20 protein-coding genes are annotated in these 22,838 nt (G+C 44.8%); 7 read left to right on the forward strand and 13 right to left on the reverse strand.

The window, feature by feature from the left end; translation table 11 throughout:
- Positions 1 to 2: 2 nt before the first annotated feature.
- The 6 genes from ispC to rimO form a co-directional block, all read right to left on the reverse strand.
- The gene (gene ispC / locus FTU86_RS02690) at positions 3 to 1,199 is read right to left on the reverse strand and encodes a 1-deoxy-D-xylulose-5-phosphate reductoisomerase (protein ID WP_005177604.1); all 1,197 of its coding nucleotides are present in this window, start codon (positions 1,197 to 1,199) and stop codon (positions 3 to 5) included.
- A complete protein-coding gene (locus tag FTU86_RS02695; protein WP_045795728.1) occupies positions 1,200 to 2,024 on the reverse strand; it encodes a phosphatidate cytidylyltransferase in 825 nt (274 codons plus the stop codon). It lies immediately after the preceding gene.
- A 3-nt stretch (positions 2,025 to 2,027) separates the two neighbouring features.
- Complete coding sequence (gene uppS / locus FTU86_RS02700) at positions 2,028 to 2,780, reverse strand: polyprenyl diphosphate synthase (protein WP_005177599.1); 753 nt, start codon at positions 2,778 to 2,780, stop codon at positions 2,028 to 2,030.
- 6 nt (positions 2,781 to 2,786) lie between these two features.
- Positions 2,787 to 3,341: a ribosome recycling factor gene (gene frr, locus FTU86_RS02705; RefSeq protein WP_005177597.1), complete on the reverse strand. Its 555-nt coding sequence runs from the start codon at positions 3,339 to 3,341 to the stop codon at positions 2,787 to 2,789.
- Between the two features lie 79 nt (positions 3,342 to 3,420).
- Positions 3,421 to 4,149, reverse strand: coding sequence for a UMP kinase (pyrH, locus tag FTU86_RS02710; RefSeq protein ID WP_005177594.1), 729 nt, complete (start codon positions 4,147 to 4,149; stop codon positions 3,421 to 3,423).
- 48 nt (positions 4,150 to 4,197) lie between these two features.
- Positions 4,198 to 5,541, reverse strand: a complete 1,344-nt coding sequence (gene rimO, locus FTU86_RS02715; protein WP_005177586.1) for a 30S ribosomal protein S12 methylthiotransferase RimO — start codon at positions 5,539 to 5,541, stop codon at positions 4,198 to 4,200.
- Positions 5,542 to 5,891: 350 nt separating this feature from the next.
- Between rimO and glnL the strand changes: the two genes are divergently transcribed.
- The gene (gene glnL, locus FTU86_RS02720) at positions 5,892 to 7,001 is read left to right on the forward strand and encodes a nitrogen regulation protein NR(II) (RefSeq protein ID WP_005177582.1); all 1,110 of its coding nucleotides are present in this window, start codon (positions 5,892 to 5,894) and stop codon (positions 6,999 to 7,001) included.
- Positions 6,988 to 8,463 (forward strand): nitrogen regulation protein NR(I), encoded by a 1,476-nt coding sequence (glnG, locus tag FTU86_RS02725; RefSeq protein WP_005177581.1) that lies wholly within the window; start codon positions 6,988 to 6,990, stop codon positions 8,461 to 8,463. The genes glnL and glnG overlap by 14 nt, the downstream gene beginning before the upstream one ends.
- 51 nt (positions 8,464 to 8,514) lie before the next feature.
- Here the strand turns inward: glnG and FTU86_RS02730 are convergent, their stop codons facing one another.
- Entirely contained in the window at positions 8,515 to 8,850 is a 336-nt protein-coding gene (locus tag FTU86_RS02730; RefSeq protein ID WP_005177579.1) for a hypothetical protein, read from the reverse strand.
- 176 nt (positions 8,851 to 9,026) lie between these two features.
- Here FTU86_RS02730 and FTU86_RS02735 point away from each other — a divergent pair, with 176 nt between their 5' ends.
- Positions 9,027 to 9,926, forward strand: a complete 900-nt coding sequence (locus FTU86_RS02735) for a LysR family transcriptional regulator (RefSeq protein ID WP_016658206.1) — start codon at positions 9,027 to 9,029, stop codon at positions 9,924 to 9,926.
- Positions 9,927 to 10,098: 172 nt separating this feature from the next.
- On the opposite strand, the gene map is transcribed toward FTU86_RS02735, so the two are convergent.
- Entirely contained in the window at positions 10,099 to 10,893 is a 795-nt protein-coding gene (map, locus tag FTU86_RS02740; RefSeq protein ID WP_104488974.1) for a type I methionyl aminopeptidase, read from the reverse strand.
- A 343-nt stretch (positions 10,894 to 11,236) separates the two neighbouring features.
- Between map and brnQ the strand changes: the two genes are divergently transcribed.
- Both brnQ and FTU86_RS02750 read left to right on the forward strand, forming a co-directional pair.
- Positions 11,237 to 12,529 (forward strand): branched-chain amino acid transport system II carrier protein, encoded by a 1,293-nt coding sequence (brnQ, locus tag FTU86_RS02745; protein ID WP_160243258.1) that lies wholly within the window; start codon positions 11,237 to 11,239, stop codon positions 12,527 to 12,529.
- 489 nt (positions 12,530 to 13,018) lie between these two features.
- Positions 13,019 to 13,264, forward strand: a complete 246-nt coding sequence (locus tag FTU86_RS02750) for a hypothetical protein (RefSeq protein ID WP_005177570.1) — start codon at positions 13,019 to 13,021, stop codon at positions 13,262 to 13,264.
- Positions 13,265 to 13,349: 85 nt separating this feature from the next.
- On the opposite strand, the gene FTU86_RS02755 is transcribed toward FTU86_RS02750, so the two are convergent.
- Positions 13,350 to 13,811 (reverse strand): hypothetical protein, encoded by a 462-nt coding sequence (locus tag FTU86_RS02755; RefSeq protein ID WP_005177567.1) that lies wholly within the window; start codon positions 13,809 to 13,811, stop codon positions 13,350 to 13,352.
- Between the two features lie 117 nt (positions 13,812 to 13,928).
- Between FTU86_RS02755 and FTU86_RS02760 the strand changes: the two genes are divergently transcribed.
- On the forward strand, positions 13,929 to 14,786 hold the full coding sequence (locus FTU86_RS02760) for an alpha/beta fold hydrolase (RefSeq protein WP_035363003.1): 858 nt from the start codon (positions 13,929 to 13,931) through the stop codon (positions 14,784 to 14,786).
- A gap of 98 nt (positions 14,787 to 14,884) precedes the next feature.
- Here the strand turns inward: FTU86_RS02760 and FTU86_RS02765 are convergent, their stop codons facing one another.
- Positions 14,885 to 16,405 (reverse strand): transporter associated domain-containing protein, encoded by a 1,521-nt coding sequence (locus FTU86_RS02765; RefSeq protein WP_104488977.1) that lies wholly within the window; start codon positions 16,403 to 16,405, stop codon positions 14,885 to 14,887.
- A gap of 984 nt (positions 16,406 to 17,389) precedes the next feature.
- Here FTU86_RS02765 and FTU86_RS02770 point away from each other — a divergent pair.
- A complete protein-coding gene (locus FTU86_RS02770; protein ID WP_005177561.1) occupies positions 17,390 to 17,854 on the forward strand; it encodes a MarR family winged helix-turn-helix transcriptional regulator in 465 nt (154 codons plus the stop codon).
- A 23-nt stretch (positions 17,855 to 17,877) separates the two neighbouring features.
- Here the strand turns inward: FTU86_RS02770 and FTU86_RS02775 are convergent, their stop codons facing one another.
- The 3 genes from FTU86_RS02775 to FTU86_RS02785 all read right to left on the reverse strand — a co-directional run bounded on the left by FTU86_RS02775 (position 17,878) and on the right by FTU86_RS02785 (position 22,359).
- On the reverse strand, positions 17,878 to 18,546 hold the full coding sequence (locus FTU86_RS02775) for an SOS response-associated peptidase (RefSeq protein ID WP_005177558.1): 669 nt from the start codon (positions 18,544 to 18,546) through the stop codon (positions 17,878 to 17,880).
- A gap of 68 nt (positions 18,547 to 18,614) precedes the next feature.
- Positions 18,615 to 20,057, reverse strand: a complete 1,443-nt coding sequence (locus FTU86_RS02780; protein WP_180036313.1) for an aldehyde dehydrogenase family protein — start codon at positions 20,055 to 20,057, stop codon at positions 18,615 to 18,617.
- A gap of 136 nt (positions 20,058 to 20,193) precedes the next feature.
- Positions 20,194 to 22,359, reverse strand: a complete 2,166-nt coding sequence (locus FTU86_RS02785) for a malate synthase G (RefSeq protein ID WP_180036312.1) — start codon at positions 22,357 to 22,359, stop codon at positions 20,194 to 20,196.
- Between the last annotated feature and the right edge of the window lie 479 nt (positions 22,360 to 22,838).

The following is a 22,838-nucleotide window of genomic DNA, read 5'->3' on the forward strand; positions in this document are numbered from 1 at the left end:
TCTTAGCTTCCTGTCTGAATCACACACTGCTGTGCAAAAGCACGGGCATTCTGGTCTGCCTGAAGAATGGTTTCAATTGAATCTGCGGCGCGATTGGCCAGATGATTCAGGGTCTGTTCAACAATTTCTGGAATCTGGGTAAACCCAAGCTGGTTTTGCAAGAAAGATGCCACTGCAATTTCATTGGCCGCATTTAGCAAGGTCGGTGCAATACCACCTGCCTGCATGGCCTGACGTGCCAGCTTTAAGGCCGGGAAACGCGTGGTGTCCGGTGCCTGAAAATTCAGCTGTGAATGGATAAATAAATCCAGCGGCGGAACATGCGTCTGCAGACGTTCCGGCCAGGCCAACGCATGCGCAATTGGCGTACACATATCCGGATTACCCATTTGCGCCAAAGTTGTTCCATCGACATATTGAACCATGGAGTGAATAATACTCTGTGGATGCACCACCACTGTAACAAATTGTTCTTTTACTGCGAACAAATGGCAGGCTTCAATCAGCTCCAGACCCTTGTTCATCAGGGTGGCGGAATCGACGGAAATTTTTTGACCCATAGACCAATTGGGATGTTTACAGGCTTGCGCCGGGGTCACACTGTGTAACTGTTCCAGACTATGATTTAAAAATGGCCCACCCGATGCGGTCAGCAGAATCTGCTGCACACCCAGTTTTGGTTGACCATTACGCTCGACCTCAAAATAGTTTTGCGGCAGGCACTGGAAAATTGCATTGTGTTCGGAATCGACCGGCAATAATAAAGCGCCATGATCACGCGCTGCCTGCATCATCAGGTCACCGGACATCACCAGGGCTTCTTTATTGGCCAGTAGCACGCGCTTACCGGCCTGCACTGCGGCCAACGTTGGCATTAAACCTGCGGCACCAACAATTGCCGCCATCACCACATCCACTTCAGGATGTGAGGCCACAGCTATTAAACCAGCTTCATCACAGAGGATTTCAATATCGGCAAGATTGGCCTGCTGTAACAGCTGTCTTAAGGAATCGACCTGTGCAGCAGGTACCACGGCCACTTTGGGATGAAACTGTTTGCATATTTCAACCAGCTCAGCAATACGACTGTGAGCCGTTACGGCATATACCGAATATTTTTCAGGATGTTGTTGCAGTATTTTTAAGGTGCTTTGACCAATTGAACCTGTAACACCCAATATACAAACAGCTTGTAACATCTATAAATCTACGCCAATAAGTTTCAGTACATACATGCTTGCAGCAAAGATTGGAGCCGCTGCGAGCAAGGAGTCAATGCGGTCCAGCACTCCACCATGTCCTGGCAGAATACGACCAGAGTCTTTAATTCCGGCACGGCGTTTGATCATGGATTCAAACAGATCGCCCAGTACCGAACTAAATACGGTTATCATGGACAGAATCAGGAATAAAATATGTTGGGTCAGGCTTAAGTCCAGATAGACAATTTCCACGAACAGCACAATCAGGATGGCGGTAAACACGCCACCATATAAACCTTCCACCGATTTGTTTGGACTGACATGTGGTGCCAGTTTCTTTTTACCAAACTTGCGTCCGACAAAATAAGCGCCAGAATCTGCACCCCAAACCAGCAGGAACAGATACATCAGCCACCACGGTGAATGGGTCCAGACCGCATAAATGGCAGTCACGGCGGCAGAAATCAGCACAAAGCCAATAAAGTTCAGGCTTGGATTGTACCAGCCATCATATTCAGGATAGGATTTGACCCAATACAGGCTGAGCAGCCAGGTTAAAATCGAGGCTGACCACAGCAATAACGCAATATCACTAAAATATAAAGCAAGCGCGGAAAGAGCGGCGGTCACCAGACCATAACCCCAAGCCATGGGCTTGATGACATATTTTGTTGTTCTTGGCATGAGTTTGAACCACTCATAGCCCGCAACCCCTGCTGCAAAAATCATCAGCACAAACATTGGATAATGGGACTGAGTTGCAAACATACAGCTCAGCACCACAGCGACCAATACCAATGCGGTAATTATCCGCTCTAACATGTATTAATTCTCAAGTTTCTCTTGTTGGATTTGCTCTGAAGTTTTTCCAAAGCGACGTTCGCGTCCTGCAAACACATGAAACGCATCATCCAGCTCTTCCACACTAAACTCTGGCCACAAGGTCGGAGTAAAGTACAGTTCGGCATACGCGGCCTGCCAAAGCAAGAAATTGGACAGCCGATAATCACCACCCGTACGAATCAACAGGTCCACAGGCGGTAAATCGCCCAGGCACACATATTGACCGAACAGCGTGCTATCAATCTGTTCCAGCGCGACTTTATTGGCCAGCACATCAGCCGCAATCTGTTTGGCTGCTTCTGCCATATCCCACATGCCACCATAACTGATGGCAATGGTTAAAGTCATGCTACTGAACTTAGCAGTCCTTTGTTCAGCATGCAACATCAAGTCACGTAGATGTGGGGATAAACGGCTGCGATCACCAATAAAACGCAAGGCAATCTGGTATTTTTCCATGCGCGGCATTTGCTCATGAATCGTGTCTTCCAGCAATTGCATGAGTAAATCAACTTCATATTGCGGACGATTCCAGTTTTCACTTGAAAATGCAAAAACGGTGAGTGCCTGAATGTGTTTGCTGCGACAATAGTCAACAATCGGATCTAGAATATTTTTACCTTCACGGTGACCGTCGCCTTTTTGCAATTGATTTTTCTTGGCAAAACGGTTGTTGCCATCCATGATGATGGCAACATGTTTTGGAAGCGTCTGACAGTCTTCAGATGTGGTCATCGACAATTAGACCTTCATCAACTCAGCTTCTTTAGCAGCCAAACGCTTGTCGACTTCAGCAACATATTTGTCGGTGATTTTCTGGATATCATCACCTGCACGACGTTCATCATCTTCAGAAATTTCTTTTTCTTTCAACAATGCTTTGATATCGCCCAAGACGTCACGACGGATGTTACGAATCGCCACTTTGGCATTTTCCGCTTCAGAACGCGCAACTTTCTGCATGTCTTTACGGGTTTCTTCGGTTAAAGCTGGTAGCGGCACACGAATCGAATCAGCGGTAATCGGGTTCAGACCGAGGTCAGACTCACGAATCGCCTTGTCAATTGCAGACACCATGGTACGTTCAAATGGCTGTACGATTAGAGTACGTGAATCTTCAACACCCACGTTCGCCACCTGGTTTAACGGCACATCTGAGCCATAGTAAGGAACCATCACACCGTTTAAGATTGATGGATGGGCACGGCCGGTACGAACTTTGGCAAAACCTTGCTCCAAAGACTCCAGAGTCTTTTGCATACGCTGTTCGCTGTCTTTTTTAAGATCGTTAATCATATGATCTTCCTTACTTAATTCTTAAAGATGTAATTACTAAAATAGCGTGTAGTATAAAGAGCTTTCAGGCCCACGTACATTAGTTCGTAACGTGAGTTCCTTCTTTTTCACCCATAACCACTGAAAGTAAAGCGCCGGCTTTATTCATATCGAATACCTGTAACGGTACATTGTGGTCACGGCATAAGCAGATTGCGGTTAAATCCATCACGCCGAGCTTTTCATCTAACACCTGATCGAACGTCAGGGTGTCATATTTCACCGCATCTTCGTATTTGCTTGGATCTTTATTATAAACGCCATCTACCTTGGTGGCTTTCAGAATCAGATTGGCTTCAATTTCAATACCACGCAAGCAGGCAGCTGTATCTGTGGTAAAGAACGGGTTACCTGTACCGGCAACGAATACGCACACTTCACCTTGAGTTAGGTGGCGAATTGCATCACGGCTTGAATAAGATTCTACAACGGTACCAATTGGTAGTGCTGAAAGCAGACGTGTTTTAATGTTACGGCGTACTAAAGCATCACGCATGGCCAGACCGTTCATCACAGTCGCCAGCATACCCATCTGGTCACCAGTCACACGACCGACCAGACCGTCTTTTTGTAACTGGCTGCCACGGTACAGGTTACCGCCACCAACCACGATACCCACTTGCACACCCAGACCGACTAGGTGCGCAATTGCCAAAGACATCTGATCAAGGATTTGGGCATCAATCCCCATATCCTTGTTACCCGCCAGTGCCTCGCCTGAAAGCTTCAGCAAAATACGTTCATAACGTGGTTTTTTAGAATCCAACATCATCAAACTCCAAAGTATTTAATTTAAATTTTTTCTGTATATCAGTACTTAAGCAGATTTGATCGCAATCAGCTTGGCAAATAAATCGTATTCATCTGCATCGGTAATTTCGACTTCAAGCAAATCGCCTGCTTTAATTTTTGACTTGTCGATATCTTCAACAAACACGTTACCATCAATTTCAGGTGCATCTGCATAAGAACGCGCAACGGCAACCGGGAATTCTTCTTCCAGATCATCCACCAGCACAGTCATGGTCTGACCAATACGTTTTTGCAGTTTTGCGGCTGAAATTTCCTGCTGCACCTGCATGAAACGTTCATAACGTTCCTGCTTGATTTCTTCCGGCACATGATCTGGCAAATCATTCGCAGTTGCACCTTCTACTGGTGAATAGGTGAAGCAACCGACACGATCCAGCTGCGCTTCTTTCAACCAGTCCAGCAACATCTGGAAGTCTTCTTCGGTTTCGCCCGGGAAGCCAACCACGAAGGTGGAACGAATCACCAGATCCGGACATTTTTCACGCCATACATTTAAGCGCTCTAGTGTATTTTCACTGTGCGCCGGACGTTTCATCAGTTTCAGGATTTTCGGACTGGCATGCTGGAATGGAATATCCAGGTACGGCAAGATTTTGCCTTGCGCCATCAGGTCAATCACAGCATCGACGTGCGGATAAGGATAGACATAATGCAAACGGACCCAGATACCCAACTGGCCCAGGGCTTCACACATGTCATAGAATTTGGTTTTAACTGGCTGGCCGTTCCAGAAATCTAGCTTGTATTTGGTATCCACACCATAAGCTGAAGTATCTTGAGAAATGACCAGAACTTCTTTTACACCAGCACGTTTCAGCGCTGCGGCTTCCTCCAGAACAGAACCGACCGGACGGGAAACTAAATCACCACGCATGCTCGGGATGATACAAAAAGTACAACGGTGGTTACAGCCTTCTGATATTTTCAGGTAAGCATAATGTTTCGGGGTTAAACGGATCCCCTGTTCTGGCACCAGATCAATAAACGGATTGTGCTTTGGTGGCTCCGGCACATACTGATGCACGGCATCCATAACTTCTTCATAGGCTGCTGCACCAGTCACTTTTAAGACATTCGGATGCATTTGACGAATCTTGTCTTCGTCTTTACCTAAACAGCCAGTCACAATGACGCGACCATTGGCATTCATGGCTTCGCCAATGGCGTCTAAAGACTCTTGTACTGCAGATTCAATAAAACCACAGGTGTTAACCACGACTAAATCAGCACCGTCATAATCCGATGCGACATCATAACCTTCAGTCTTTAACTGAGTTAAAATTCGTTCAGAATCTACCAATGCCTTAGGACAACCTAAAGAAACAAAACCGACTTTGGGGGACTTCATGAATCTGCGCTCCACTAGAATGCGCGTATTGTATGACTTTTCTGGCCATAAAAATAGAGAAATAGCCCACTCTTTGCATAATGCACCAAAATACAACCACTAAAGCCGGCTTATACACAATATTGCACCATTTTGACTCACTTTTGGTTTACAGCACTGGCGTTATCCGCTATACCTGAATCAACCCGTCCATTTCAGCGCATTTTTCTCATAAATTGGCTTGATTTACAGGAATTTGAACAAAGTTGGCGTGCATTTTGCTTAATTTGCATCATTAACGTTCTTAATTCAGAAACCTATTGCTTTATGAAGATACCATTGCGCTATTTTAATACAGGATGCCACCGCTAATGGATCAAAGCCCGGCTATCGACTATCGCCTTTTAGTGGACAATTTGACCACTGCCATTTTACTGGTTGACAGCAACCTGAATATTTTTTACCTCAATTCATCTTGTGAGGCGCTGTTTGATATCAGTTTATTACGTGCTGCCGGACAGCCGGTAATGAATTTACTGCATCTCCCGACCGATGAATTTAATACCTACGAAGCACTACAGAATACTTTAAGCACCGGACAGCCTTATACCCGCCGTGAAGCTACCATTAATGTCAACTTTAAAGACATTCATGTCGATTACACCGCTTCGCAGCTGAATGCGGGCAAAAGCTATCATCCTTTATTGCTGATTGAACTGAATCCGATTGACCGGATGCTGAAAATTTCCAAAGAAGAAAACCTGATTCAGCAGCATCAGGTCGCGCGGCAACTGGTGCGCGGCGTGGCGCATGAAATTAAAAATCCACTGGCCGGGATTCGCGGTGCAACCCAGCTACTAGCACGCAGTCTGAATGACTCTCAATATGCCGAGTTTACCGACATTATTATTAATGAAGTCGATCGGCTCAGAAATCTGGCTGACACCATGCTGGGTTCACGTCAGTTACCGAGTTACGAACTGGTCAATATCCATGAACCACTGGAACGCGTGCGCTCGCTGATTGCCAACCAGACCAAGAAAAAAGTCAAAATCATCCGGGATTATGACCTGTCGTTGCCGGAAGTGATGGCGGATCGTGACCAGCTGATTCAGGTCATGCTGAATATTAGCGTCAATGCGGTACAGGCCATGATGGAAAACAAGGAGTTCTTTGTAGAACATCAACCCGAACTGATTTTAAGAACCCGTATTCAGCGCCTGGTCACCATTAATGGCGTGATTCATCGCTCGGTGGTACGGGTCGATATTGAAGACAACGGCCCCGGTGTGCCGGAAGAAATTATTGAATCGGTGTTCTATCCGCTGGTTACGGCGCGCGCCAAAGGCACCGGACTGGGCCTGAGCATCGCACAGAATATTATGCATCAACACAACGGAATGATTGAGTGCCAATCTGTTCCAGGAAAAACAATATTTAGCTTATATATACCTTGGGAGTCTAACCATGTCGCGAAATAAAATTTGGGTAATTGATGATGATCGTGCCATGCGCTGGGTACTGGAAAAAACCTTCAAGGAAGAAGGCTTTGACGTTACCAGTTTTGAAGAAGCCCAATCTGCCCTGGAGCAACTGGGTGTCGATGCACCGGATGTAATTCTGACCGATATCCGTATGCCGGGTATTGATGGCCTGACCTTCCTCGGTAAAGTCAAAGCCAGCTATCCAGATTTACCGGTGATTATCATGACTGCACATTCGGATCTGGAATCTGCAGTGTCGAGCTATCAAACTGGTGCCTTTGAATATTTGCCAAAACCGTTTGATATTGATGAAGCGCTGGCGCTGGTGAATCGTGCCATTTTGCATATCACCAAATTACAGCAACAGGAATCAGCCAAAACCGCACAGCCCATTCAGTCGACCGAAATTATTGGTGAATCACCGGCAATGCAGGAAGTATTCCGTGCCATTGGCCGTTTATCACAATCGCATATTACCGTACTGATTAATGGTGAATCGGGTACCGGTAAAGAACTGGTGGCACATGCCCTGCATCGCCATTCACCGCGTAGCAGCAAACCGTTTATTGCGCTCAACATGGCCGCCATTCCGAAAGACCTGATTGAAACCGAATTATTTGGTCATGAAAAAGGTGCCTTTACCGGCGCCAACACCCAGCGTCAGGGCCGTTTTGAACAGGCCAATGGCGGCACCTTGTTCCTGGATGAAATTGGCGATATGCCATTTGAAACCCAGACCCGTTTATTACGTGTTTTAGCCGATGGTGAATTCTACCGTGTTGGTGGCCATATTCCGGTGAAGGTAGATGTGCGTATTGTTGCAGCAACGCACCAAGACCTGGAAAAGCTGGTACATGAAGGCCGTTTCCGTGAAGACTTGTATCACCGTCTGAACGTGATCCGGATTCATATTCCAAAACTGGCGCATCGTAGTGAAGATATTCCAATGCTGGCGCAGCACTTCCTGGCGCGTGCCGGTAAAGAGCTAGGCGTGAGTCCGAAAATCTTGCGTCCGGAAACCCAGGAGTATATGCAGCAACTGCCTTGGCAAGGCAACGTGCGCCAGCTGGAAAACACCTGCCGCTGGTTAACCGTCATGATTACCGGCCGTGAAGTCTATCCGGAAGATTTACCTTCGGAACTGAAACAGATTCCAATTGAAAAATCAGGCGATGTACCGTCCAATCTGCATTTAGACCGCGTCTCGATCCATCACTGGGATGAGCTGCTGGGTCAATGGGCCGTACAGAAACTGAAAAACGGCGAAATGAAAATTCTGGACATCGCCACACCGATGTTTGAACGCACCCTGATTAATGCCGCGCTGCAACAGACCCGTGGCCGCAAACGCCATGCCGCTGAACTGCTGGGCTGGGGACGTAATACCCTGACCCGCAAGCTGAAAGAACTGGGCATGGACAGTGCTGATGATGATGTCGAGGAAGAAATTGAAGGCTAAACCAGCCTGATCTTTATGATAAAAAATAAGCTCCTTATGGAGCTTATTTTTTTAATTGGATTCCGGCACAGCAATGCCGATATAACGCGATAAATCCTGCACACCCAAATCAGTGCGAATGATCAGATAATGCGGAAAGCTGGCTGTGGTCAGTTCCTGAAACATATTGAGCTGATCATCATGTGCGTGAATTTCATCGACACTACGCGCCATGGTTGCTTCAAATACATCGGCAATATATTCAAAACCCAAATCCAGCGCCACAAACAGCGTATGCTCACAGGGCTGAATATACTGCTCTTGTGACCAGTCAATAATCGCCTGCTGGCAGCAAGGACAAATCACGTTGGCATCGGCATCGGGCTGTTGAATCAGTTGATAAGACATGTATTGATCATCTCATGGACTTTATCCTTAGTGTAAAGGATTTGTAGCCATAACTTAAGCTCACCAGACATGACAACGGCGAAAAGAGACGCTGCAAAAACCTCACAAATCAAATTGACAGCCCAGAACAATCATAATTTAATCTGCTTATCGTTGCATAAATGGAATAACTACACATGCTTTCGGACCTCGATGATTTTTACTGCTTTGCCCAGGTGGTTGAGCATGGCGGTTTTAGCGCCGCAGAACGTGCAACCGATATCCCCAAATCCAAACTGAGCCGCCGTGTGCACAATCTGGAAGAACGTTTGGGCGTGCGCCTGATTCAGCGCAATTCCCGCCATTTTGCCGTAACCGATATTGGCATGAACGTGTATCGACATGCACAGGTGATGGCCAATGCAGCACAGGCAGCGCATGATCTGGTTGATCATCTGAGTATTCAGCCGCGCGGCCTGATTAAAGTTAGCCTGCCGGTCTCCATTGCCCAGAATGAAATGTCCAGAATTCTGCCGGAATTTTTAAAGACCTATCCGGAAATTAAAGTCCAGCTTCTGGTCAGTAACCGCCGGGTTGATCTGATTAATGAAGGGATTGATCTGGCCTTACGTGTGCGCAGCAATCTGGATGATGACCCAAATCTGGTGATTCGTACCTTTGAAACCATTGAACAGCATCTCTTTGCCAGTCAGGCCTATTTAAACCAGCACGGCGACCTGAAACAGCCGGAAGATCTGGCCAAGCACCATATTCTCAGTATGGCTGATGATCATGTCGATCAGCATATTGTGGTCTATGATGAACATCAGCGGCAGAAGAAAATTAAAGTCAACCCGACCGTAATGGGTTCGGATCTGATGCTACAGGCACAACTGGCCCGTCAGGACTGTGGGATTGCCCTGCTCCCGGACAATATTGTGGAACCCTATATTCAGTCAGGCGAACTGGTACGCGTGTTACCAAACTGGCGTGCGCCGCACGGGGTTTTTCATGCCGTGTATCCATCCCGTCGCGGCCTGTTACCGGCAGTACGGGTGTTTATTGATTTTCTGGTGGAAAAACTGTCACAGCGTTAAAGCCAACTCAAATTTCAGGCAAAAAAAAAGCTTATCCAGGGATGGATAAGCTATAAAAACCAGAAACTACAGCAAGAATCTATAAATACATAATATGTACAAAAGACAGCATTAACAAATAGCTAATTTATATCACTTAATACTTTTAAAGTATAAATAAGCCGTTTTATAGCTAGATTTCCGGGTATTCTCCAGTACCTTCCGGCCACGGCGACAGCACTTCAAAGCCGGTTTCAGTCACGGCAATCATATGTTCCCACTGTGCAGAAAGTGATTTATCGGTGGTCACGACGGTCCAGCCATCATTGAGCTCTTTGACTCTGGAGCCGCCGGCATTAACCATCGGTTCAATCGTGAACACCATACCTGGCTTGAGTTGTAGCCCCTGACCCGGCTGGCCATAGTGCAGTACACTTGGCTGTTCATGATAAATTTTACCAATACCATGCCCGCAATATTCACGCACCACTTTATAGCCGGCCTGCTGCGCGACAGTTTGAATTGCATGACCAACATCGCCTAAAGTCGCACCCGGTTTCACCGCATGAATCCCTGCGACCATTGCCGCATAGGTGGTTTCGACCAGTCTTTTCGCTTCCGGCTTGATCGTGCCGACGTAATACATGCGACTGGTATCGCCGTAGTAGCCGTCTTTAATTACCGCCACATCAATATTGATAATATCGCCATCTTTAAGCACAACCGACGCAGATGGAATACCGTGACAAACCACTTCATTCGGTGAAATACAGGTGGTTTTGGTATAGCCGCAATAGCCAACATTGGCCGGAATCACCTGCAAGGTATTGACAATATAGTCGTGGCACAGGTCATCTAGATATTCAGTGGTTACACCCGGCTTGATATGCTCCCCGATCATCGCCAAAACCTGAGCAGCCAAACGACCTGAAACACGTAATTTTTCTAAATCCTGCTCGGTTTTAATCGATACGGCAGACGCTCTCATGCTTAAAATCCCCTATGAAACATTTGCTTAGTATAGTCCTTTTCAGTGACTTTTGTTTGATCACAAGCGGTTCCATCTGCCACAAACCCACTACTGCTTAAATATTCAACAATTAAAAACCTTTATATTTATTGACTGTTTTTTCAAATTTATCTTTTGATATTTAACAGTTTTCATCTTTTAAAAATTAAATCAACAATATAGTTTCACAAATTTTTGACAACCCGATCAATTTCCCAAGCCAAGATATAAAAATAATTCATAAGATTTATAAAATAAATTAGCCAAAGCAGTTGCCATGTTCTAGAATCGCTTTCTTTTGTTTAACCGATCTATCTCCCTTATGACGAGTTTACGTACACGGGATATTATTGCCTTAGGTTTAATGACCTTTGCACTATTTATCGGTGCCGGCAATATTATCTTTCCGCCTATTGTTGCACAGCAGGCAGGTGAACACGTTTGGTTAGCAGCTTTCGGCTTTTTAATTACAGCCGTGGGCTTGCCGGTGTTGACCATTATTGCCCTGTCTCGTGTAGAAGGTTCGATCCAGCTTTTAAGTTCGCCACTGGGCAAAGCAGCCAGTCTGATTTTGACCGTGGTGTGTTATTTAGCGGTAGGCCCTTTATTTGCCATTCCCCGTACCGCAACCGTTTCTTATGAAATTGGTTTCTCCTCTTATTTTGGTGCAGCTCCGAGCAGCTTGCTGATTTACAGTCTGATCTACTTTATTGTGGTGACTATTGTTGCGCTGTATCCCAACAAGATTCTGGATACGGTGGGTTATTTCCTGTCGCCCCTGAAAATTTTATCGTTAATTATTCTGGGTGTTGCAGCAACGTTCATTCCCGCGGGTCATATTCCGCCAGCCATTAATAACTATATCAACAGTCCAGTCTCTGAAGGTTTCGTCAATGGTTATTTAACCATGGATACCCTGGGTGCCTTGGTATTTGGTATTGTGATTATTAATGCCATGCGTTCGCGTGGGGTCAGCGATAAAAAGCTGATGACCAAATACGCCATGATTGCCGGACTGATCTCTGGTATCGGTTTAACCCTGGTGTATTTAAGCCTGTTCAAACTGGGCTTGGGCAGTCATGAAGTAGCACCGAATGCAGCCAATGGCGCAGTGATCCTGCATGCCTATGTGCAACATGCTTTTGGTGACTTAGGTTCACTATTCTTAAGTGCCATGATTTTCATTGCCTGTATGGTAACCGCGATTGGCCTGACCTGTGCCTGTGCAGAATACTTCTCGCAAATTACCCGCATTAGGTATCGTACTTGGGTATTTGTATTAGTCGGTTTCTCGCTGGTGATTTCCAACCTCGGTCTGACCAAACTGATTGCACTCTCAGTGCCGGTATTGAGTGCGATTTATCCGCCTGCGATTGTAGTGATCTTACTGGGCTTTTTCTGGAAAAACTTCCATTCTCCAGCGCGTGTAATTCGTCCGGTCACCGCAGTAGCCTTATTCTTTGGCGTGATTGATGGCTTAAAAGTGGCGGGGTTAGATGGCTTTTTACCAGAAGCTTTACTGAACTTACCGTTAAGCGCGCAAAACCTGGCCTGGCTGATTCCATCTACCATTGTCCTGCTGATTTGTATTGTGATCGACAAGGTTAAACACTAAGCCTTAACCCGAGTCGTTAAAGTCTGGTTTTACCCAAACCCGATTTTAAATTGCTCAATAATGGTCAAGTTTTACCCAAACTGACTCTTATTGTGTCACTTTCTTTCAGTCTGGTTTAGCTCAATCTTGCTCAACTTCCAGGTCAATTGAAGTAAGCTCATCCACTTTCGCTTCTCCTCATTCTCTGAAACCCTTCAATTCAGCGCAATGCTGCTCTTTACCCTCTTTTTGCATACCTTCTACCAAAGCCTAATAGCTGCCCTATTGTTAAGCTGGCATAAATAATGCTACATCTTTACTCACTTCTTTACAGTGATGCCCTAATATTCCGTAAATAAATGAACTGAATTCGAGCATTTATTTATACACACTATGTTCTTTCAAAATATTGCGATAGGCGCTTGAAATACACTGCAATTCGCAGTACAACTAAACAAACTAATCCGATCAAAATAGTCTGTTTTTGATCAAAATACAGGAGGGATGGAGATGTTATCATTACATTTCAATAAGCAAGTCTTCATTAACGCTCTGAAGGCAAATAACAATTTAGTGACTTTCCTCAGCACCACCTTTGCGCTGCTGCTGACGCTGGTCTTTCAAGGATTGATTCAGGGCAACCTGAAACCGGCGTATTTTATGTACGCACTAATCGTCTGTATCGCCTTCTATATTTGGGCTGTGGTCGATGAAAAATATCGACAGCCGGCTCCCATTGATCAGCACAACTCTTAATTTTTAACCGACCCAGATGGATGAGCCTTCATCCATCTGCTCAGAATCAGAAAAATAGCTTTTTATACTGCTTGGCAACACACCCTTAAGCCCATAAATATAATCCCGCACCCACCACCAGTAGCAAGGTGGCCAGTACCTCACCCAGTACCAGCAGCAACATCGCCAGACTCATTAAACTTTTTGGCAGATGCCATTTGCCCAACTGATGCGGAGTTTTAAACTGATTGGTGGTGTCCTTTAAATAACCATGCAGTGCATAACTCAAGATTGAAAAAGCAAAGAAAAACAGGTTAATTGCCACCAGTAGCAAATTCAGTTCGGTGGACCATACCGAAAAATAAGCCATGGCTGCCAGAATCAGACTGGCCGGCGCATAGAGCAAACTGCTACGATGCGCAATATCGACATAATAATGAGCACGCGCCTGTGGTGAATGCCGAATCTGCCAGTATTTCCATACCCCGGTCAGCATGCCCACCCATAAAAATATACCGCTGGCCAGAATCGCCCCTTTCACCGCAACATCAAGATCCATTGCATTCATTTCGTTTTGTCCTTATTTGAATTGCCTTACTGCATGACCCCGAAGTCAGAGATTGCAACTGCATTCACAGCAAACTCCTTTACATTAGAGTCATTCACTTTTTTTAATGTTCATCCTATGACTTCGTTTGACCCCGTCCATATTACCTGCGCAGATGGCTATCAGCTGAGTGGGCGCTTCTACACCCATCAGGCTAAAAAGCAGCCTTACCCTGTCCTAATTTGTCCCGCGACTGGCATCACGCAAGGGTTTTATCATCCTTTTGCCGAGTGGTTAAGCCAGCAAGGTTATGACGTGCTCAGTTTTGATTTTCGCGGTATTGGCGGCTCTTTACAAGGGAAATTAAAGCACTCACAAGCCAGTATTGTCGATTGGGGCCAACTGGACATTGCAGCCGGTATCGAGCATCTATTGCAACTGAGCCAGGCCGAACAGGTGATTTTATTGGGACATAGTGCTGGCGGCCAGCTGCTGGGTATTTGCCCCAACCATGCCAAGGTGGCCAAAGTTGTAGCGGTATCGGGTTCGACCGGCCATGTCAAAGGCCTTAAAGGACGCACCAAACTACTGGCGCCACTAATGTTTCAGGTCATTTTCCCGATCGCCCGCATTACCCATGGATATGGCCCAACCCAGGCCATTGGTATGGGCGAAAATTTACCGAAAAATGTGGCCCGGCAATGGGCCGAGTTTTGTGGCAAACCCGGTTATGTGATCAATGCTATTGGTAAAAGTGTATTTGAAGATTTTCATGCTGACATCCGCAGCCCGATGAGCGTGCTCTGGAGTTCCGATGATGAAATTGCCACCGAAGCCAACGTCAAAGATTTACTGCGCCTCTATCCTAATGCTGCTACCCGAATGATTGAGCTAAAACCGCAGCAGTATGGCCACAAGGCAATTGGTCATATGCTGATGTTTAAACGCTCTCACCAGAACCTGTGGCCGGTGATTGCAGCTGAACTGCGTATCTAAAACTGTAACGCTCTTGAGAAAAATGAACTTTAGATAAATACCAGACATGAAAAAGCCCCACATCAGTGAGGCTTTTTTGATTTACCAACTTTTGGCAATTAAGCGTAGGTAATCATCACGGTTTTAATGCGGTTACCTTCCAGTTCGGTGACTTCAAAGTGTACACCCTGATAGTCCAGATGCGTACCGACTTGTACATCACCCTGGGTTTTATCCAAGATTAAGCCGGCAACACTAATATAGCCTGCATCTTCTTCCACCAGATCCAGCATACCCAGTTCCAGCTCAAGCTGATAAACGTCCAGCATACCGGTCGCTTTCCAGGTGGTCTCGTTAACACGGATTAAATCTGGCTGTTCATCGGCATCCGGGAACTCACCGGCAATCGCTTCAAACACATCCAGCGGCGAAATCAGACCTTGCACATTACCAAACTCGTCACTCACCAATACCAATGAACCTTTTGAAGTACGCAAAGTATTGATCGCATCAATGACTTTCATTTTTTCAAAAATGTAAATTGGACGGTGACGTTTCACCAGCGCCTTAAAGGCTTCTTCATCATCCAGCACATCCAGTAGCTCTTTGGCACGAACAATACTGATGACTTTGTCAAGGCTACCACGACACACCGGGAATAAACTGTGCGGTACCGACAATACCTGCTCACGAATCTGTTCTGGTGTATCTTCAATGTTCACCCAGGAAATCTGGTTACGCGGCGTCATAATCGACGCAACCGAACGTTCTGCCAGCGTTAATACGCCGCCAATCATATAACGCTCTTCATGCGCAAAGGTTTCTTGTGCTTCACTTGAATGCATGTCCGTAGTTTCAATACGGCCGCCCATTAACTTCAGAATCGAATCTGCAGTACGGTGACGCAGCGGAATTTTCGCTTCATGTTTTGCCGCATTACGCTGCCCAAACTGGTTAAAGGCTTCAATGGCAATGGCTACACCAATACCTGAATAGATATAACCTTTCGGAATGTGGAAACCAAAACCTTCTGCAATCAGGCTGATACCAATCAACAGCAGGAAGCTTAAACACAAGATTACCACGGTTGGATGACGGTTAACAAAGGCTGTTAGCGGTTTAGACGCCATTAACATGACCGCCATTGCTACAATCATGGCGGCCATCATCACATAGATGTTGTCGACCATACCAATTGCGGTAATAACAGAGTCTAAAGAGAATACGGCATCCAGGATTACGATCTGGGCAACCACTGCGGTGAAGCTGGCATAAACCACATTGGTGGTCACTTTAACTTCCGGCTTGCCTTCCATCTTCTCGTGCAATTCGGTCACGGCCTTATAGACCAAGAACAAACCACCGAACAGGAGAATCAGATCCCGCCCTGAGAATGTTAAATCAAATATCGAAATAAGCGGTTGAGTCAAGGTGACTAACCAAGAGATTGCGAATAATAACCCCAAACGCATGAGCAAGGCCAAAGACAAGCCAATCACACGGGCTTTATCACGCTGCTCAGGAGGTAATTTTTCTGCCAGAATGGCAATAAAGACTAGGTTATCAATACCTAGAACAATTTCTAAAATAATAAGTGTTATTAAACCAACCCAAATTCCCGGATCTAATAAAAACTCCATTAGTTCATCTCTCCGATAGGGTTAGCGTGTAATTCGAAATATAGACCTGGGCCCGGCGACGGATCCATAAATTTAACCTTTTCAACTGTAGATAAAAACATTATGCATAATCTTCTATTTTTGTAATCATTTTTTCGGAATTTTTTTGGGGTAAATTCCTGTATTGGTTAAATTAAGCCAAGTTTCCTGCTTAAAAAAAGTACAAGTTTGTAATTAAATTTCAGGTTTTATTAAAATTACCACAGAGAGATAAATGACTACAATCAGAGCAAAAATCGGGGCTATATTTCACAACTCAAATATAAATGTTTGATTTTTATTATCTTATTAAATAAATCAATTCCAAGATGTTAATTTTCTATCTCAAGGACTCAAATTTCTAGTACTGAAATAAATGCAGCCCAGTTTTCAATTTGTTACTTTTACTTAAACAGCTTGAAAATAAGTCCTGAAGAAAGATAAGCAAGTCCCTGACTCAAATGCTTTACTCTTAACAGCATCATGATCATTTTCATGCAAAAATAACGGATAAAAATATATGACAATACAACAAATATACGTTTATCAAAGTACTGCGCGAGAGAGGTGTCACGCTCTATCAGTTGCTATTTCAAGCAGAAAAAAACAGCCAATTAAGATCAAGTGAAATTGGTTGTTTTTTAGGAGACAAGACCTTGGGGTGTTTTGGGCAGAATGATTGCTGGATAAAACGCGCATCGTCATTACTCATACTTTAAAAATACGCATCTTTAAGATGAAATACTGAAGTTTACACAGAAGATTATGACCATTTATCAGGACTAAAATAGGGATGATCTCTCCCTAACTATTCCGGTCTAAGCCAGCTGATCTCCCGATAAAAACGCTTTGCCTCAGCCTTTTATTGACGAATACGATTAAAACAACTTGCTAAGCATATGACATTTCAAATAAAATGTGATGGGATTTCACACAAATACAATTAAAAATGCAAGGAATAACTAAATGACCAAGAAATATTCCAAATTTCTGCCTTCTACTGAAGACTTCAATATTGAGCAGTTTCCTTATTACTGGGTAACCCAAGTCCATGCTCAATATGTGTTAAATGTCGATCATGCACTCAAGAAATATGGTCTGGATAACTCACGCCGCCGCATTCTGATTGCGCTAAAAGCCAAACCGAATGCCAGCGTTTCCGACCTGTCAGACATGGTGGTATCAAAGATGTCGACCACCACCAAAATTGTCTATCGCCTGAAAGAAGAAGGCCTGGTGGAGACCTACTCCTGTGAAGATGATGCGCGCATCACCCGGGTTATTCTGACCGATCAGGGCCATGCCATGACCGAAAAAATCAATGATCTGACCGGTGTAGTACTGGAACAGTCCTTTGAAGGTTTAACCCCGCTACAGATTGAAAAAATGATGGACAGTTTGCGTCATATTTTTAATAACTTATCGCGTTAATCATCCAGCATTCTACACACTGCTTATGACAAAGAATCGAAAAAGTTCAGTTGGGGACTAACTTTTTCGATTTTTATTTTTGGCACATGCGAGCATTCAAACTCTTCAACTGGAAAGCCTTCGACAAAACGCTGAATATCCGGCTGAGTTTGGCCAAGCCATTCTTGTAAACGTGCATGTGGAATCACAATCACCGAACGTTTGACATTGCCCGGCTCATGAAAGTCTTTCATCATTGGGTGGTCGATCGCGTCCATGGTAATCATGGTGCAGGAACGAATAATCTCATCCTGAATTTTGCAAATTTCATATAAAGCCGCAATATAAAACGCCTGCCCATCTTTACGGCGCACGCCCCAGCGCTGCGGTTTATTGTCAATATATTTGGATTCATAAAACTCCGTTACCGGAATGACCCCAAACTTGCGTTTCAGCACCGCTTCCTGAAAGCTGGGTTTCTGTAACAGGGTTTCATTACGGGCATTATAGGTTTTATGGGCAATACTCTTATCTTCCGCCCACTTCGGCACCAGACCAAACATCACCTTACGCCATTCCAGTCCCTGTTCAGATTTGAACAGTAAAGGCAAGTGATAACCCGGATAGACCTCATCTTCATATTCAAAAGGAATATCCGGGAGATTTAAATCCTGTCGCTGTTGTGGTGTAAGCGGTTTAAAGTTGGCACACATGACAATATGGCTGCTCAGTTTAGACAGCTCTATTATACGCCTTCAGGCGGTTAAGTTGCGTCTGTGCTTTAACTGGGTAGCGTTAACCAGTGGGTGCGACAAAACTCCTCCAACACCCATTGACCATTAAAACGTCCCAGACCTGAATTTTTCTCACCGCCAAAAGGTGCATTCGGATAATCGGCTACGGTAATGGCATTGATATGCGTCATCCCGACGTCAATCTTTAAAGCAAAAGCTTTGGCACGTTCAATATTGGCGCTACAGACCGCGCTCGATAAGCCAAAACGTGTGGCATTGGCCAGCATCAGTGCTTCGGCCTCATTTTGTGCTTTAATCACGGGCAGTACCGGCCCAAAACTTTCTTCTTGCGCCAGACTCGACGCCGGGTCAACATCAATAAAAATATGCGGTGGAATCACATGACCGCGCGTGGCACCTTGCAGTACCAGTGTCGCACCGGCCTCTTGCCCTTGCTGGATAATACGCTGAATCTTCTGCACCTGATCGCGGTTAATAATTGGGCCAATCACCGTAGCCTCATCATTTGGATCACCAAAAGGAATGCTTTTACTGCGTTCAACCAATTTACCAACAAAACTGTCATGCACTTTTGCATCGACAATAATGCGGTTGGTACTCATACAAATCTGGCCCTGATGCAAAAAGCGCCCCATCACCGCCAGTTCTACTGCCAAGTCCAGATCGGCATCATCCAGCACCACCAAAGGTGCGTTTCCGCCCAGCTCCAGCGCCAGCCGTTTTAAATTCGGGCTACCCACTGCCAATTGCCCTACGCGCTTGCCCACTTCGGTAGAACCAGTAAAGGAAATCAGTTTCGGCACTTCATGTTCAACAAAATAATCACCAATTTCACTACCTGCACCTGCCAGCACACTAAGGCTGCCCATCGGAGCACCGCCTTCTTCAAACAGTTTCGCCAGTAGCAGGCCACCGGTAATTGGCGTATCACTGGCCGGTTTCAGTACCACAGTGTTGCCCAGCGCCAGTGCTGCAGCCACCGAACGCATACTTAAATGAAAAGGAAAATTCCATGGGCTAATTACCGCCACCACACCCAGCGGTTTACGTACCGCATAGCTTTGACGGGTCGGATCGGGAGATGGTAGTTCCTGAGTTAACATGCGCTCCGGGAAAGTCGAGCTTTCTTTTAAAATGCCTATTGCTGCATCGACTTCAATATTGGCTTTTAAACGGGTACTGCCCGATTCCTGAATCAGCCAGTCGATAATTTCCTCCCGACGCGCCTGAATAATCTCAATCACACGCAGCAGCAGGTTTTTTCGTGCTTCAGCTGAACTGTCTGCCCACTTTGCGGCATACTCCAAAGCCGCCGCATAGGCACTGTCGACATCGACAATACTGGCACCTTGTAATTTTAAAATGCTTTCTTGGGTATAAGGATTCAGATTGTCCAGGATTCGGGTTGAAGTGCCCTTGATCCATTCACCGGCAATAAACTGTTGATCAAGAAATTGATACGCGCCCATAACATCTTCCAGATTTTGATGATTTCCTTCACTCTAAAAGGTCTGCACAGAAAGTTCTAGTGCTGTTCGGTGTGTAATTATTGCCATAAAAAAAAAGCCTTCCGAAGAAGGCTTTTTAGATCAGGCAAATTCAGGATTAGTCACCTGTATAACCTTTTAATTTTAAACGCGCAGCGTGTAAAAGTGGCTCTGTATAACCAGAAGGTTGCTCACCACCTTTAAAGATTAAGTCAGACGCAGCTTGGAATGCGATGTTGTTCTCAAAGTCGTTAGACATTGGCGTATATAATGGATCGTTGGCATTTTGCTCATCCACAATTTTAGCCATACGCTGCATTACTTCCTCAACTTGCTCACGTGTCACGATACCGTGACGTAACCAGTTGGCAACGTGTTGTGAAGAAATACGTAACGTTGCACGGTCTTCCATCAAGCCAACATCGTTGATGTCTGGAACTTTAGAACAACCTACACCTAAATCTACCCAACGTACAACGTAACCCAAGATACCTTGACAGTTGTTTTCAAGCTCTTTAGTTTTTTCTTCGTCAGACCAGTTAGTGTCTTTCGCCAATGGCGGAGTTAACAAGTCATCTAAAGATAAAGGCTCAGTTGCCAACAATTCTTGTTGACGGTCTGCTACGTTCACTTGGTGATAGTGGATAGCGTGAATCACAGCACCTGTAGGTGATGGAACCCATGCACAGCTTGCACCCGCTTCAGGATGTTCAGTTTTGGTTTTGTACATGTCTAAAAGCATGTCTGGTTTTGGCCACATGCCTTTACCAATTTGTGCTTTACCACGTAAACCTGCTTTCAAACCAATCATCACGTTACGGTTTTCATACGCTGGGAACCAAATTTGACCTTTTACTTCGCCTTTACGAACGAATGGACCTGCTTCCATGAAGGTATGGATTTCGTCACCTGTACGGTCCATGAAACCAGTGTTAATGAAGATAGTACGGTCTTTAGCTTGAGCAATACAGTTTTTCAAGTTTACAGAAGTACGACGTTCTTCATCCATGATACCGATTTTTAAAGTCTTCGCAGGCAAGCCAAGTACTTGTTCAGCACGTTCAAACAATTCAACTGCAAATGCAACTTCATCTGGACCATGCATTTTTGGCTTCACGATGTACATAGAACCTTGACGTGAGTTCTTGATCGTGTTTTCACCGCGAATGTCAGCAAAAGTCAATAATGGAGTGATCAATGCGTCCATGATCCCTTCATAGATTTCTTGACCATCAACCAAAATTGCAGGGTTAGTCATTAAGTGACCTACGTTACGTAGTAACATTAATGAACGACCATGAACTTTAGTTTCACCGCCTTCTAGGTTTTTGAAAGTACGGTCAGCGTTCAATGTACGAGTCATGGTTTTGCCATTTTTCTCGATTGACTCTGATAAAGTACCTTTCATTAGACCTAACCAGTTACGGTAGCCTTCAACTTTTTCTTCAGCATCTACAGCTGCAATTGAGTCTTCCAAGTCTTGAATTGTCGTTACAGCAGCTTCAAGAACTACGTCTTTAACACCAGCAGCATCAGTTTGGCCAATTGGGCTGTTGGCATCAATCTGGATGATGACGTGCAGGCCGTTATTTTTCAGCACAACTTCAGTTGGTGCAGCCGCTTCGCCGTTATAACCGACAAATTTAGCAGCATCTGCAACAGTCGTAGTTGAGCCATCTTTCAGGCTAACAACCAGTGCATTGCCTTCAACCGCATATTTTGTTGCATCTGCGTGTGAACCTTGCGCCAATGGGAAAGTTTCATCCAGGAAGTTTTTCGCGAATGCGATAACTTTCTCACCACGTTTCGGGTTATAGCCTTTGCCTTTTTCTGCGCCATCTTCTTCAGAGATTACGTCAAAGCCGTATAGTGCGTCATATAGAGAACCCCAACGTGCATTGGCTGCGTTCAGGCAGTAACGCGCATTACGTACAGGGACAACTAACTGTGGGCCTGCCAGTAATGCAATTTCTTCATCTACATTTTCAGTCGTAATTTGAAAATCTTCTACTTCTGGTAATAAGTAGCCAATTTCAGACAAGAAGGCTTTGTAAGCTTCTAGTTCAAATGTGTTATTGCGATGCCATTCGTCAATCTTCGCTTGCAGATCATCACGTTTGGCAAGCAATGCCTTGTTCTTAGGCGTAAGGTCGACAACGACTTGCTCAAAGTTTTTCCAGTAGGTGTCACTGTCTAAACCAGAACCTGGTAATGCTTCATTTTCGATGAAATCGTAAAGTTCTTTAGCAATCGCTAACTTGCCTTTTTGAATACGTGCAGTCATTGTCTTTCCTGATATTGCTACTTTTTATACAAGAGATTCTAGTATACCGATTTATATTTGGCTGAATAGTATTATCACATTGCTAAATAGTGATCATTTTTTATTAAATAAATATTGCTATTTAAAAATAAAATAATCTTAGGATGTGACATTATCATTAAGCGAAATATATAACCTACAGTGTATAAAGTTTTTGAAATGTCGAAATTAGACTTAAGTTCAGAATTGTAAAGAAAATTCGGCACTTCAGCCCTTCCGGGTTTTATTATTAGCCAAGATTAAGCCATGAATTGAACAAAATGTCGATAAAAGCAGCAAAGATTTTTTGCTACAAAAAAAGCGCCCGGTTGGACACTGCTGTCCCATAGTTTGCTTTAAATAAAAAAACCTGAGTCCTAACAGTTAAAATATGAGTGCAAACAAACACTTTAACGACCAGGATTCAGGTTTTGTCACATCAGAATACCGTATTTCATGAG

Origin of the sequence: Acinetobacter sp. YH12155 (assembly GCF_013418255.1) — a bacterium.
Lineage (GTDB): Bacteria > Pseudomonadota > Gammaproteobacteria > Pseudomonadales > Moraxellaceae > Acinetobacter > Acinetobacter indicus.